The 14,093-nt window shown below is 63.8% G+C and carries 10 protein-coding genes; 6 read left to right on the forward strand and 4 right to left on the reverse strand.

From position 1 onward, the window contains the following. Positions 1-437: 437 nt before the first annotated feature. The 3 genes from acnB (at position 438) to DOM33_RS02605 (ending at position 5,951) form a co-directional block, all read left to right on the forward strand. Positions 438-3,041: a bifunctional aconitate hydratase 2/2-methylisocitrate dehydratase gene (acnB, locus tag DOM33_RS02595; RefSeq protein WP_110665552.1), complete on the forward strand. Its 2,604-nt coding sequence runs from the start codon at positions 438-440 to the stop codon at positions 3,039-3,041. A 319-nt stretch (positions 3,042-3,360) separates the two neighbouring features. Then, positions 3,361-3,948, forward strand: a complete 588-nt coding sequence (locus tag DOM33_RS02600) for an outer membrane beta-barrel protein (RefSeq protein WP_110665554.1) — start codon at positions 3,361-3,363, stop codon at positions 3,946-3,948. Between the two features lie 188 nt (positions 3,949-4,136). Next, a complete protein-coding gene (locus DOM33_RS02605) occupies positions 4,137-5,951 on the forward strand; it encodes a glycerophosphodiester phosphodiesterase (RefSeq protein ID WP_110665555.1) in 1,815 nt (604 codons plus the stop codon). A gap of 126 nt (positions 5,952-6,077) precedes the next feature. On the opposite strand, the gene ppsA is transcribed toward DOM33_RS02605, so the two are convergent. Beyond that, positions 6,078-8,450 carry a phosphoenolpyruvate synthase gene (gene ppsA, locus DOM33_RS02610; RefSeq protein ID WP_110665557.1) on the reverse strand — a complete coding sequence of 791 codons (2,373 nt, stop codon included), beginning with the start codon at positions 8,448-8,450 and terminating at the stop codon, positions 6,078-6,080. A gap of 231 nt (positions 8,451-8,681) precedes the next feature. Between ppsA and ppsR the strand changes: the two genes are divergently transcribed. Further along, positions 8,682-9,515, forward strand: coding sequence for a posphoenolpyruvate synthetase regulatory kinase/phosphorylase PpsR (gene ppsR / locus DOM33_RS02615; protein ID WP_110665559.1), 834 nt, complete (start codon positions 8,682-8,684; stop codon positions 9,513-9,515). 60 nt (positions 9,516-9,575) lie between these two features. Here the strand turns inward: ppsR and DOM33_RS02620 are convergent, their stop codons facing one another. The 3 genes from DOM33_RS02620 to DOM33_RS02630 form a co-directional block, all read right to left on the reverse strand. Continuing rightward, positions 9,576-10,148, reverse strand: a complete 573-nt coding sequence (locus tag DOM33_RS02620; RefSeq protein WP_110665561.1) for a hypoxanthine-guanine phosphoribosyltransferase — start codon at positions 10,146-10,148, stop codon at positions 9,576-9,578. A gap of 79 nt (positions 10,149-10,227) precedes the next feature. Beyond that, a complete protein-coding gene (gene nagZ / locus DOM33_RS02625; protein WP_110665563.1) occupies positions 10,228-11,259 on the reverse strand; it encodes a beta-N-acetylhexosaminidase in 1,032 nt (343 codons plus the stop codon). A 51-nt stretch (positions 11,260-11,310) separates the two neighbouring features. Continuing rightward, positions 11,311-11,970: a TetR/AcrR family transcriptional regulator gene (locus tag DOM33_RS02630; RefSeq protein ID WP_110665564.1), complete on the reverse strand. Its 660-nt coding sequence runs from the start codon at positions 11,968-11,970 to the stop codon at positions 11,311-11,313. 303 nt (positions 11,971-12,273) lie between these two features. Here DOM33_RS02630 and lexA point away from each other — a divergent pair, with 303 nt between their 5' ends. Both lexA and dinB read left to right on the forward strand, forming a co-directional pair. Then, positions 12,274-12,933, forward strand: a complete 660-nt coding sequence (gene lexA / locus DOM33_RS02635) for a transcriptional repressor LexA (protein ID WP_110665566.1) — start codon at positions 12,274-12,276, stop codon at positions 12,931-12,933. 14 nt (positions 12,934-12,947) lie between these two features. Then, complete coding sequence (gene dinB, locus DOM33_RS02640) at positions 12,948-14,012, forward strand: DNA polymerase IV (RefSeq protein ID WP_110665568.1); 1,065 nt, start codon at positions 12,948-12,950, stop codon at positions 14,010-14,012. Positions 14,013-14,093 lie beyond the last annotated feature (81 nt).

The following is a 14,093-nucleotide window of genomic DNA, read 5'->3' on the forward strand; positions in this document are numbered from 1 at the left end:
CGCAAGCGCCCCAGTGAGCCGGGCGCCGGCGCGTGAAAACCAAGGTGGAATAAAACGATGCCGGAAGCGTCATTCGATGATGGAAACGTCGTTCGATGGCGCATGGTAGCGCCACCGCTCAGCGAGTTCGAGCACCGTGGCCATCCATTCTGGGGCGGCCGGGCGTCGACACCTCCACGAGAAGCTGACGACCGTCGGAATCGAGCGGACATCGACGCGACCGGCGTCGAGGGCCGTTGCCCCGCGAGCACCCCGGCACCGCGTTCCCGACCGGAGATACACCTGCGCGCACATTGTCGACAGTCTTAACATTGTCGACAGTTTGCCGTAGACTTCGCCGCGCCTTGGCGCCGCCCGCCCCCTCCGTCAGATCGCCTCTCATCCGGCATGGGCGGGCGTCGCAGCGAGGCCCTGATACCAGACGAGGGTTCCCCACCGTGCTCGAAGCCTACCGCCAACACGTCGAGGAGCGCGCTCTAGAGCGCGTGCCGCCGAAACCGCTGACCGCCGACATGACCGCGCAGCTGGTCGAGCTGCTCAAGCAGCCACCCGCCGGCGAGGAAGCGTTTCTGCTCGAACTGATCACCGATCGCGTTCCGCCCGGTGTCGACGAAGCCGCCTACGTCAAGGCCGGCTTCCTGACCGCCATCGCCAAGGGCGAGGCGACATCGCCGCTGATCGACGAGATCCACGCCGTGAAACTGCTGGGCACCATGCAGGGCGGTTACAACATCGTCTCGCTGGTGGAACTGCTCGACGACAGCGCACTGGCGGAAGAAGCCGGCGAGCAGCTCAAGCACACCCTGCTGATGTTCGATGCATTCCATGACGTCGCCGATCGCGCCAAGCAGGGCAACACCGTCGCACAGCGCGTGCTCGAATCCTGGGCCGAGGCCGAGTGGTTCCTCGCCAAGCCGGCGCTGGCCGACAAGATCAGCATCAGCGTGTTCAAGGTGCCGGGCGAGACCAACACCGACGATCTCTCCCCCGCCCCGGATGCCTGGTCGCGCCCCGACATCCCGCTGCACGCCAATGCCATGCTGAAGAACCCGCGGGACGGCATCGAGCCGGAGGCGCCTGGCAGTAAAGGCCCCATGAGTCAGATCGAAGCGGTCAAGGCCAAGGGCTTTCCCGTCGCCTACGTCGGCGATGTCGTGGGTACCGGCTCGTCGCGCAAGTCCGCCACCAACTCGGTACTCTGGTTCTTCGGCGACGACATCCCGCACGTCCCCAACAAGCGCGCCGGCGGCTTCTGCTTCGGCGGCAAGATCGCCCCCATCTTTTTCAACACGATGGAAGATGCCGGCGCCCTGCCGATCGAATTGGATGTCGAGCAGCTCGAGATGGGCGACGTCATCGATGTTTTCCCCTATGAAGGCAAGGTCACGCGCCACGATAGTGACGAGGTCATCTCGACCTTCTCGCTGAAGACGCAGGTGATTCTGGACGAAGTCCGCGCCGGCGGCCGGATTCCGCTGATCATCGGCCGCGGTCTCACCGAGAAGGCACGAGAAGCGCTCGATCTGCCGGCCTCGGACATTTTCCGCAAGCCGGAGCAGCCGGTCGACACCGGCAAGGGTTTTACCCTGGCGCAGAAGATGGTCGGCAAGGCCTGCGGCCTCGAGGGCGTGCGCCCCGGCATGTACTGCGAGCCGCGCATGACCACCGTCGGTTCTCAGGACACCACCGGCCCGATGACCCGCGACGAGCTCAAGGATCTCGCCTGCCTCGGCTTCCAGGCGGATCTCGTGATGCAGTCCTTCTGCCACACCTCCGCCTACCCGAAGCCGGTGGACGTCGAGACTCACCACACGCTACCGGACTTCATTCAGAACCGCGGCGGCGTCTCCCTGCGCCCGGGCGACGGCATCATCCACTCCTGGCTCAACCGCATGCTGCTGCCGGACACCGTGGGCACTGGCGGTGACTCGCACACGCGCTTCCCCATGGGCATCTCCTTCCCGGCAGGCTCGGGGCTGGTGGCGTTTGCGGCAGCGACCGGCGTGATGCCGCTGGACATGCCGGAGTCGGTGCTGGTGCGCTTCAAGGGTGAACGCCAGCCGGGCATCACGCTGCGCGACCTAGTGCACGCCATTCCCTATCAGGCCATTCAGCAGGGCCACCTGACGGTCGCCAAGTCCGGCAAGAAGAACGTCTTCTCCGGACGCATCCTGGAGATCGAAGGTCTCGAGGATCTCACCGCCGAGCAGGCGTTCGAACTCTCCGACGCCTCCGCCGAGCGCAGCGCCGCCGGCTGCACGATCACGCTCGGTGACGACAGCGTCAAAGAGTATCTCGAGTCCAACGTCACGCTGCTCAAGTGGATGATCAGCGCCGGCTACGGCGACGCACGTACCCTCGAGCGCCGTATCGAAGCGATGCAAGCCTGGCTCGACGATCCGAGCCTCATGCGCGCCGACGGCGACGCCGAGTACGCCGCCGTGATCGAGATCGACATGAACGCCATCGATCAGCCGGTGCTCTGCGCGCCCAACGATCCGGATGATGCACGCCTGCTCTCCGAAGTCGCCGGCGAGAAGATCGACGAAGTCTTCATCGGCTCGTGCATGACCAACATCGGGCACTTCCGCGCCGCCGGCAAACTTCTCGAAAAGCAGCCTGCCGGTAGTCTGAAGACGCGACTGTGGCTTGCGCCGCCCACCAAGATGGATCAACATCAGCTCACCGAAGAGGGTTATTACGGTATCTACGGTCGCGCCGGCGCACGCATGGAGATGCCGGGCTGTTCGCTCTGCATGGGTAACCAGGCACGCGTCGCACCGAAGTCCACCGTCGTTTCCACTTCCACGCGTAACTTCCCCAACCGTCTGGGCGACGGCGCCGATGTCTATCTCGCATCGGCAGAGCTTGCGGCGATCGCTGCCGTGGAGGGCCGCCTGCCGACGGTCGAGGAGTACAAAGCGACCATGGGCGAGTTCAATGCCATGGCGGGTGAGATCTACCGCTACCTGAACTTCCATGAGATCGAAGACTTCCAGAAAGCGGCCGCTACCGTCATTCCGGTCGCTCAGGAAGCCTGATACGGCTCTTCCGATGCTCGCAGCTTCCAGAAGAGGCTACCGAAACGCCCCGCTATCGCGGGGCGTTTTTTTCTGTAACCCGGCCTGGCTCTGGCGATGAGCCCGCTATCACTCCCTCGATGAGACTGGCAATCCCGCAGCGTCAAGGCGACGCCGTTACCGCCGCGACGACGTGGCGCGGCGCAAAGGCAGCCAAAGCTTGCGCCGAAGAGCCTCAAATCTTACAGTCCCGAACGACCTCGAACAGTGTTCGCATAATCGATCCACGGCTGGAAGCGATTCCCTCACATCGAGCCGACGGTATCTCAGGAAAAACATCATGAAAAATACGACTCGCTCGCTTCTCCCCCTTCTCGTTTCCGCGGCCCTTGCGGCACCGGCGACCTACGCCGCCAATGCCGACGGCCTTTACACCGGCATCGGCGCCGGTGTCAGCTCGCTCGACAGCAGCGATGGGGAACTCGGTGATTTCGTCGGTTCTCGAAATGGCGACTTCAACGTCGACGACGATGACACCGTGCTCAAGACGTTCGTCGGCTACGAATACAACCGTTTCTTCGCCACCGAGATCTTCTACACCGATCTCGGCACCTTCGATTTGAAAAGCGCTCAGGGCGATGGCGAGATCGATACTCGCGCCTACGGTCTGAGCCTGATCGGCAAACTGCCGGTCACGTCGTGGCTCGATCTCTTCGCCAAGGCCGGGATGGCGCGCTGGGATACCGACACCAGCGGCCGTGCAGGCGACACCGAGCTTCATGACGACGACGGTATCGATCCCGTTTACGGTCTCGGCGCCCAGCTCGATCTGGCGCCGGTACTGGTGCGTGCGGAATACGAGCGTTTCGACTTCGACAGCGACTATCAGGTCGATGCGGTAACCGCCTCGGTCGGCTGGCAGTTCTGACGCCGGTCACGCAACGTCGAATCCGTTCTTCGGGCCGCGCTAAGCGGCCCGCTTCGTTTATACCGGCACGTGGCCCGCAGCGGCGCCTTGCACCCCAACAGCGGCTTGCGAAGATGACGGTTTGAAGACAATCTGTCTGCCTGGCCCTCCGTGACACCCATTGCCCTCAAGGACTTCGGCAACGCCCCATGCTCGCCTCCAGAACGCTGATGCAGGATATTGCGCGTCAGATTCGTGCCCATCTTCGCTCGCTGATCGCTTTTCATCTGTTCTTTACGCTACTGGCCACGGCGCTGTGGGTGCCGCTCTCCGCCGGTACGCTCTCGGGTCTTCTGCATCGTATCGGTCGCCCCGTTCTCAGTAACGGTCAGATCGTAGACGTCGCGCTCTCCGCCTGGGGCCTCGTGTGGTTACTGGCTGCGATCGGCCTGAGCTTTCTGGTGATCTTTCTCCAGCAGGCAGGGATGATGCTGGTAGTCTCTCGTCGCGCCGGCGGGCGCTACCGAGCCGCGATGGGGGCGCTATGGCACGTGCTCAGGCGCCTGCCCGCCCTCGCTGCGCTGACTTTCCTTCAGGTCGGCAGCCATCTGCTGCTCGCCACGCCGTTTGCCGTCGGCCTGGCGCACCTCTACTCGGCCATCATCGGCGGCATCGAGCCCTACGTGCTGCTGCGCGTCCAACCGCCGGCGCTCTGGCAATTCCTCGCCGTTGCCCTGCCGCTACTGGGGCTACTCGCCGCCGCCAGCGGCGCGCTCTATTTTCGCTGGTTTCTCGCCCTGCCTGCGATGATGCTCGACGATCTGAACCCCATCGCCGCACTCAAACGGAGCCGCTCGCTCACCAAAGGCCAGCGCACGCGCATGGCGTCGGTGGTCATTGCGACCGCGCTCGCCGTCACCGCGATTCCCATCGTCTTCACGCTCGTTTTCAATGCACTGGGCACGCCTTTGCTAGCGGCAATGCCCGAGCGCAACGCCGTTCTGATCCCGGCGATGGTCGCCTATCTGGTTCTCTACATACTCGGCACCATCGCCCTGACTTTTCTGGGTATCTCAGCCAACAGTCTGCTCGTGACCACCCTCTACCGGCGGGCGACGAATCGCGCGTCAGTGGTGACACCGCCACCCGCCCCCCAACGTTCGGGGCTTATCGTCTGGGGCTTGGAACTTTTGGTGCTGGCGTTCGCGATCGGCCAGGCCGTCTGGGTGCTGCAGGGGTTCGAGATCAACGACAGCGTGCAGATCACCGCCCACCGCGGCAGCTCGCAGAAGGCGCCGGAGAACACACTGGCATCGCTGGAGCAGGCGATCGTCGACGGCGCCGACTACATGGAGCTCGACGTCCGTCTGAGCGGCGATGGTGAAGTGGTGGTCTTTCACGACAACAACCTGGCGCGCGTCACCGGTACCGAGGGCAACATCAGCGACATGACGCTCGCGGAGATCGCAACGGTCGACGTGGGCAGCTGGTTCGGCGACACCTTCGCCAACGAGCGGATTCCGACACTGGCGCAGGTGATCGACCGGGCCGCCGGACGTATCGGTCTCTACGTCGAACTGAAGCCGGAACCCGGCGATACCGAGGCGCTGGCACGCCAGGTCATCGCCGAGCTCAGGGCGGCAGGCATGACCGAACACGCAGTCATCGCGTCGCTGTCGCCAAGCGTCATCGGCACGGTGAAAGCGATCGACGACTCGATCCGCACCACGCTGTTCATCCAGTTCATTCTGCCCGGCGCGCTCAGCACGACCGACGCCGATATCATCGGACTGCGCCACAGCCAGGCCAACCCGAGTCTGCTGCGCACGATTCACGACGGAGGGCGCGGTGTCGCCGTGTGGACCGTCAATCAGCCTCGCGACATGTCCCGCTACATCGACATGGGGGTCGACAACATCATCACCGACCGCCCAGATGCGCTCCAGGAGATGCTCGACGAGCGCCACGCCATGTCGGACGGCGAACTTTTGCTGATCAAGCTGCGCAACTGGCTTCGCTCCTAGGCCGACGTTGCGCGCATCGGACTGCAAGGCGAACGGAATGGATCGCGCAGCCAGAAACGGTGACGCCGACGCGACAAGTGTCGCGCCGGCGTCCTCTTTCATGGCTCCGGTACCGGCCGGTGGGAATCAGGCGAGCGTTTCGCCCGCCAGCATGAACCAGGTCTCGAGCACCGCGTCCGGGTTGAGCGAGACCGAATCGATGCCCTGCTCCATCAGCCACTTCGCCAGCTCCGGGTGATCCGACGGTCCCTGTCCGCAGATGCCGACGTATTTTCCTTGCGCCTTGCACGCCTGGATCGCCATCGACAGCAGCTTCTTGACTGCCGGGTCCCGCTCGTCGAAGAGATGCGCGATGACGCCGGAGTCCCGGTCGAGGCCGAGTGTGAGCTGGGTCAGATCGTTGGAGCCGATGGAGAAACCGTCGAAGTGCTCGAGGAATTCGTCGGCGAGCAGCGCGTTGGCCGGCAGCTCGCACATCATGATCACCTTGAGACCGCGCTCGCCCCGCTTGAGACCGTTGGCCTCGAGCAGCTCGACCACCGCCTTGCCTTCACCCGGCGTGCGCACGAACGGCACCATGATCTCGACGTTGTCGAGCCCCATCTCGTCGCGCACGCGCTTGAGTGCCCGGCACTCGAGTTCGAAGCAGGGACGAAAATCCTCCGAAATGTAGCGTGACGCGCCGCGGAATCCGAGCATCGGATTCTCCTCACCCGGCTCGTAGAGTTTGCCGCCGATCAGGTTCTCGTACTCGTTGGACTTGAAGTCGGAGAGCCGCACGATCACCCGCTTGGGGTAGAACGCTGCCGCCAGCGTGGAGATACCCTCGACCAGGCGGTCGACGTAGAAACTCACCGGATCGTCATAGCCCGCGGTACGCAGGTCGATGGTCTGCTTGAGATCCGGCGACAGCTTGTCGTAGTCCATCAGCGCGCGGGGATGCACACCGATCATGCGATTGATGATGAATTCGAGCCGCGCCAAGCCGATCCCCTCGTTGGGCAAGCCCGAGAACGCAAATGCGCGGTCCGGATTGCCCACGTTGAGCATGATCTTGAAAGGAATGTCCGGCATGCCATCGACGCTGGTGGAACGGCACTCGAACTCGAGCTTGCCGGTATAGACGTGGCCGGTATCGCCCTCGGCGCAGGAGACCGTCACCTCCTGGTCGTCGGCGAGGCGTTCGGTAGCGTCGCCGCAACCCACCACGGCCGGGATGCCCAGCTCGCGGGCGATGATCGCCGCATGACAGGTCCGGCCGCCGCGATTGGTGACGATCGCCGAAGCCCGTTTCATGATCGGCTCCCAGTCCGGGTCGGTCATGTCGGTGACCAGCACGTCGCCGGACTGCACCTTGTGCATCTGCTCCGGCGTCTCGACCAGCTTCACCCGACCCTGACCGATCCGCTGACCGATGGCGCGGCCGTCGACCAGTACCCGGCTCTTCTCCTTCAGCGTGAAGCGCTCGAGCGTGCCGGCCTCCTGATTCGAGACCACCGTCTCCGGACGCGCCTGCACGATATACAGTTTGTCGTCGTCGCCGTCGCGGGCCCACTCGATATCCATCGGCCGACCGTAGTGCTGCTCGATGGTCACCGCCTGGCGCGAAAGCGCCATGACGTCCTCGTCGCTGAGACAGAACCGCTGGCGGTCCTGGATGCCGACATCCACCGTCTGCACCGAGCGCCCCGCCGCCGCGTCCTCGGTATAGATCATCTTGATCCGCTTGGAGCCCAGCGTGCGTCGCAGCACCGCCGGCTTGCCGGCCGCGAGCGTCGGCTTGTGAACGTAGAACTCGTCCGGGTTCACTGCGCCCTGCACCACCGTCTCGCCGAGCCCCCAGGCGCCGGTGACGAACACCGCATCGCGGTAGCCGGACTCGGTATCCAGCGTGAACATGACGCCACTCGAGGCGGTTTCCGAGCGCACCATCTTCTGCACGCCGGCGGAGAGCGCGACATTCTCGTGCGGGTAGCCGCGATGAACGCGATAGGAGATGGCCCGATCGTTGAACAGCGACGCGAAGACCTCATGAACGGCACGCTTGACGTTGTCGAAGCCGTCGATATTGAGGAAGGTCTCCTGCTGACCGGCAAAGGACGCATCGGGTAGATCTTCTGCAGTGGCGGAGGAGCGCACCGCGACTTTCAGATTGGGATACTGGACCTGCAGCGTCTGGTAGGCATCCGCCAGCGAGCGCTCGAACGCCGGCGGCAATGGCGTATCGATCACCCACTGACGAATGCGACCGCCAACCTCGGCCAGCGCCTCGGTGTCGTCAACGTCGAGCCGCGCCAGTTCGTCGTTGATGCGATCGTTGAGCCCCTCATGGGCGAGGAATTCGCGATAGGCGTGCGCCGTGGTGGCGAAACCGCCGGGCACGGTGACCCCGGCATCCGCCAGGTTGGAGATCATCTCGCCGAGCGACGCATTCTTGCCGCCGACGCGCTCGACGTCTCCCATACCCAGCTTCTCGAAAGTGATGATGAACGGGTCCAAGGCTCTCTCCTGATCGGTTCTTGCTGAACGCGCCGGCGCAGAGGCTGCACCGCAATGACGCCAGAACCTATCAGCCACCCCGGGGCACCGCTAGCGCTTTAAAGGCGTAGGGTTTGGAGTATTTCTACAGGATTTCCCGCTTTTTAACGTTTTATGTAGTCGGCGGGGGGCGAGTTGATCGCAATGCGAACTCCGGTCGACAATGACCGCCCTACGATTGGACGCACGCCGATGACTCGCACCGCCTTTTTCATCTCCGACGGTACCGGCATCACCGCCGAAACCTTGGGCCGAAGCCTGCTGTCGCAGTTCGAGAACATGGAGTTCACCCACGTCACCAAGCCCTACGTGGATACGCTGGAGAAAGCCAATGCCCTGGTCACGCTGATCGAAACGACGGCGGAGCGCGACGGCGTCAGACCCATCGTGATCGATACCATCGTCGACCAGGCCGTGCGACGCGTGGTCGCCGAAGCGCCGGCGTTCATGGTGGATATCTTCTCGACCTTTCTCGCGCCGCTCGAGGAAGAGCTCGCCACCCACTCGACCTACACCGTCGGGCGCACTCACGCCATCGGTCAGGACGACGTCTACATGCACCGCATCGAGGCGGTGAACTTCGCGCTCGACAACGATGACGGCGCCCGCACCTATCAGTACGAGGAGGCCGACGTCATCCTCATCGGCGTCTCGCGCTGCGGCAAGACGCCGACATCGCTCTATCTGGCGCTGCAGTTCGGCGTCCGCGCCGCCAACTATCCATTGACCGAAGACGATCTCGACGAGAACGGCACCCTGACGCTGCCGGCGTCGCTCTCCAAACATCGCCACAAGCTGTTCGGCCTGACCATCGACGCGCGACGTCTCTCGGCGATTCGCACCGAGCGCCGGCCCAACAGTCGGTACTGTTCGATGGATCAGTGCATGCAGGAGATCGCCCAGGCCGAGGCGCTCTACCGCAAGCACAACATCTCCTACATCGATACCACGCGCTTCTCCATCGAGGAGATCTCGACGCGGATGATCAACGAGAGCGGATTGCAGAGGCGCTTCAGCCCGCGCTAGGCGGGCTGAAGTGGAGAGCGTGACGACGTATCGCCAGATCTGGGAAGCGACCGCAGGCGGTCAGAGATCCTTGGGCGCGAAGATACCCGGTGCGTTACGCCAGTAGCCCTTGTAGTCCATGCCGAAACCGAAGACGTAGCGGTCGACCACTTCCAGCCCGCAGTAATCCGCCTTCAGATCGGGCGCCGCCTTGCGATCGTGCTGCTTGTCGACCAGCACGGCCGTGGTGATGCTGGCAGCACCCGCCTGGCGGCAGTAGTCGAGGATGGCGGCAAGCGTCGCGCCCTCGTCGAGAATGTCATCGACGATGACCACGTGGCGCCCGGCCATGGGCACTTCCGGCGACACGCGCCAGAAAAGCTCACCGCCGCGCGTGCCGCCGCGATAGCGCGTGGCGTGCAGATAGTCCACCTCGAGGGGAAATCCCAGCCGAGTCAGCAGATGCCCGGTGGTGATCAGACCGCCGTTCATCACGCAGTAGAAGACCGGGAGCTTCTCTCCCAGATCCCGGGTGATTTCGTCGGCCATGCGATCCAGTGCCGCTTCCACCTGTGTCTGATCGATCAGGCAGTCGGCGTTGTCCATCACGTCCTGCATCGAGGCAAGGGCATCGGTCGGTAAAGAGTGAGTCATCGTCTTCCATATCATTGCTGAGAGTGACGACGGCGCATGATTCGTCGTGATCGAGGTGCCATGCGCCGCGAATCGTCGGTCAAGGCGTGGCGGCAGACGCCGTGTCGTTGAGTGCTTCCAGGCGAGCGTGAGTCCGGCGCCAGCGAGAGATCGCGGCCAGCGACTCGAGGCTGGGCCTGGCGCGGGCATAGCGCAGCTTGCCAACGCGGATCGAGCCGTCCCCTTCGCAGGCGTCCACGACCTTGCGCGCGTCGTCCGGCGCGTTGCAGATCACCGCCATGTCGCAACCGGCGGCCCACGCCGCGCGTGCGCGCTCGTCGGGAGCGCCGGCGGCATGCGCGGCGGCCATGGTCAGATCGTCCGAGAAGATCGCGCCCTTGAAACCGAACTCCTCGCGCAACAGTCCCAGCCAGCTGGGCGAGAACCCGGCGGGCCGATCGTCGAACGCGCGGTAGATCACGTGAGCGGGCATGATGGCATCGAGTTTGCCGGCGAGCCGCATGAACGGCACGAGGTCGCGTTCGCGCAGCGCTTCCAGCGACCTTGGGTCCTCGGCGACATCGAAATGAGAGTCCTGCGTCACGCCGCCGTGGCCGGGAAAGTGCTTGCCTACCGCGACCATGCCGGCCTCGTGCAGGCCATCGATGAACGCCGCGCCTAGCCGAGAGACGACATCGGGATCCGGCGAGAAACTTCGCGTACCGATCGCCGGCGATTGGCCGTCATCGAGATCGAGAACCGGCGCGAAGGTCAGATCGAAACCGCAGGCGGCGAGCTCCATTCCCATCAGCCAGCCGGTGTCCTGTGTCAGCAGCAGCGCGGCTTCCGGGTCCACTGCGAACTGCTGCCCGAGCGTTGCCATCGCCGGTATCCGGGTAACGCCTTGCTGGAGCCGCTGGACCCTGCCGCCCTCCTGATCGACGGCGATCAGAATGTCCGGGCGACAGGCGCGAATGTCGGCGGTGAGTGCCTGCGTGGTCGCCGCGTCCGGGGTGTTCCTGGCGAACAGGATGACGCCACCGACTTGGGGACGTGCGAGCAGCTCGCGTTCGTCGTCTCGCAGTCTGATGCCTTCGACGTCCAGCATCACCGGGCCGAGAGGTTGAGTCATTAGCCGTTACCTGAAACCGTGAAGCGGCCGATTCTAGACGACGCCCTGCCGTCATGACAGCGCTGAACCATCGTCTTCGGGCAACGGCGCGCGCATGCCGGCCACCACGACCGGCCGTAGATGGCGGATCAGCTCGCGTACCGACATGTGCTGCTGGTATTCGTGATCGGCGATATCGCGAAGCGCATCGAGCCCGGAGAGGGTGAAGATCACCGTGCCCAGCATGAAGTGGAGCCGCCAGAACCGCTCGGCGTCGGGCAGCTCGGGGGTCGCGATGCGCAGACACGCCACGAAGCGTTGAAAGGTCTCGCCGTACTGCGCCTGGATGTAGCGACGCAGATGCCCCTGCGCCTGGCTATAGGCCAATCCGAGAAGCTTCATGAAGACCTGAAGACTGTGGCGCTCGGCGGGCACCTCCAGCACGCTATGCGCCAGCTGTTCGAGTAATGCATCGAGAGGGATGGCAGTTCCCGCATAGCGCGATTCCAACTCGTCGAGCGCGGTGTGCAACCGCTCGGCAAAGGGATCGAGATAGCGGGCGAAAACAGCCTGTATCAACGCTTTCTTGGAACCGAAGTGATAGTTCACGGCGGCCAGGTTGACCTTGGCGCGTGTCGTAATGCTGCGAAGCGACGTCTCGGCGAAGCCCTTTTCGGCGAAGAGCACTTCGGCGGTGTCGAGAATGCGAGTGACCGTATCGGATTGCGCCATGACTTCCTCTGGACTGGCAATGTCTCTCATCGAAAACGCGCGTCGCCGGTAATATCTCTCAGCGAGAGCGTTCGTCGGCTATGCGACTGGAAGGTAAAAACGCGCGTTTCAAACGCCAGCGATTCTAAGCACCCTTTGGGGCAATGAACAATTGCGCCTTAGATTGGGGCGGCCGGCGCTGACAGGCGTGATTGCGGCGCTAGCTCGCTTTCCAACACCGCAATGACTGGATACAATCCCAGGCTGTATACATAAACACGCTCGACGTCGTGTCTATCACGACTCGGGCCCCGGGAGACGCCAATGTCGCGACCGCTCACCGCCAGACAGCAAACGGTCTACGATTTCATCGTCAAGACGATGGCCGAGTTCGGCTATCCGCCGACCCGCGCCGAGATCGCTCGCGCCCTCGGCTTCCGCTCGCCCAATGCGGCGGAAGAGCATCTTCGCGCGCTCGACCGCAAGGGTGTCATTCGCATGATCCCGGGCACATCACGCGGCATCCGCCTGCCGGCAGGTGAAACGGAGTCCGAAGTTACCGCCGAGACGCGCTCGGAAGACGCCGACGCGGGCCTGCCGATCGTCGGTAACGTCGCCGCCGGCAGCCCGATACTCGCCGCCGAACACATCGACCGCTACTGCCCCATGCCGGCGGACTATTTCACGCCCAAGGCAGACTACTTGCTGCGCGTGCGCGGGCTTTCGATGAAGGACGCCGGCATCCTCGATGGCGACCTACTTGCGGTGCATCGCACACAGGACGTGCGCGACGGGCAGATCGTCGTCGCGAGGATCGAGGACGACGTGACCGTGAAGCGCTTCCAGCGTCACGGTAGTCACGTCACGCTGGTGGCCGAGAACCCGGATTTCGCACCGATCGAGATCGATCTCGAAAACGAGCATCTGGAGATAGAAGGCCTCGGCGTCGGCGTCATTCGCGGCGGCGGTTCCGGTCTGCAGTAAGTCTTCACGCCGCGATGCGAAAGATCCTTCACGCCGACTGCGACTGCTTCTACGCCGCAGTCGAGATGCGAGACGATCCGTCGCTCACCCACATACCGCTGGCGATCGGCGGCAGCGCCGAGCGCCGGGGGGTCGTCGCGACCTGCAACTACCCGGCGCGCCGGTACGGCATCCACTCGGCAATGCCGACGGCACGCGCGGTCAGGCTCTGCCCTGATCTCAAGGTCCTCCCTCCCGACTTCAACAAGTACCGTCAGGTCTCGCAGCAGGTTCTGGCGACCTTCCACGAGCTCACGCCACTGGTCGAACCGCTTTCGTTGGACGAGGCCTATCTCGACGTTACCGAAGTCGAGCAGTTCCAGGGCAGCGCGACCTGGATGGCGCGCTGGCTAAAGCAGGAGGTACTCGCGCGTACCGGGATCGTCGTTTCGGTGGGTGTAGCGCCCAACAAGTTTCTGGCCAAGATCGCCAGCGACTGGGACAAGCCGGACGGGCTCTACGTGATCCCCCCTCAGGAGACCGAGCGATTCATCACCGATCTGCCAGTGAAGAAATTGCATGGTGTCGGCCCCGCTACCGCGCAGAAGCTCGAGAGCCAGGGAATCGCCACCTGTGCCGACCTGCGGGCGCAACCTTTGGAACGACTGCTGGATCAGTACGGCAAGTTCGGCCGTCGCCTGCACGAACTCGCCCACGGCATCGACGACAGACCGGTCAACGTCACCCGAGAACGAAAATCGGTCAGCGTCGAGAACACCTACGACCAGGACCTGAACGATCTCGCCCAGTGCCAAGAAGCATTACTGCCGCTGATCGAACGACTCCACGAGCGGCTTGCGAAGCACGGCGAGCCGAGCATCAGCAAGCAGTTCGTCAAGGTGAAGTTCAACGACTTCACCAGCACGACCCAAGAAACCGGGGGGCGAGGTATCATTCACGCCCGCTTCCACGAACTGCTAGAAAGCGCCTGGCAGCGAGGCGCCCGCCCGGTTCGCCTGCTGGGGGTGGGCGTACGTCTCGCCCCGGAGCACGAACAGCGCCAGCTCGGACTCTTCGACACGCTCGACGCTGCCGATTGAATCCGCGACGAATCGGCGCCGCGTGACCGGACCAGCGGTCTTCCTCTCACCCCTCACCCCGGCTGACGCCTCACGTTGGCC

It is taken from the genome of Salinicola halophilus (assembly GCF_003206155.1).
GTDB classification, from domain to species: Bacteria; Pseudomonadota; Gammaproteobacteria; order Pseudomonadales; family Halomonadaceae; genus Salinicola; species Salinicola halophilus.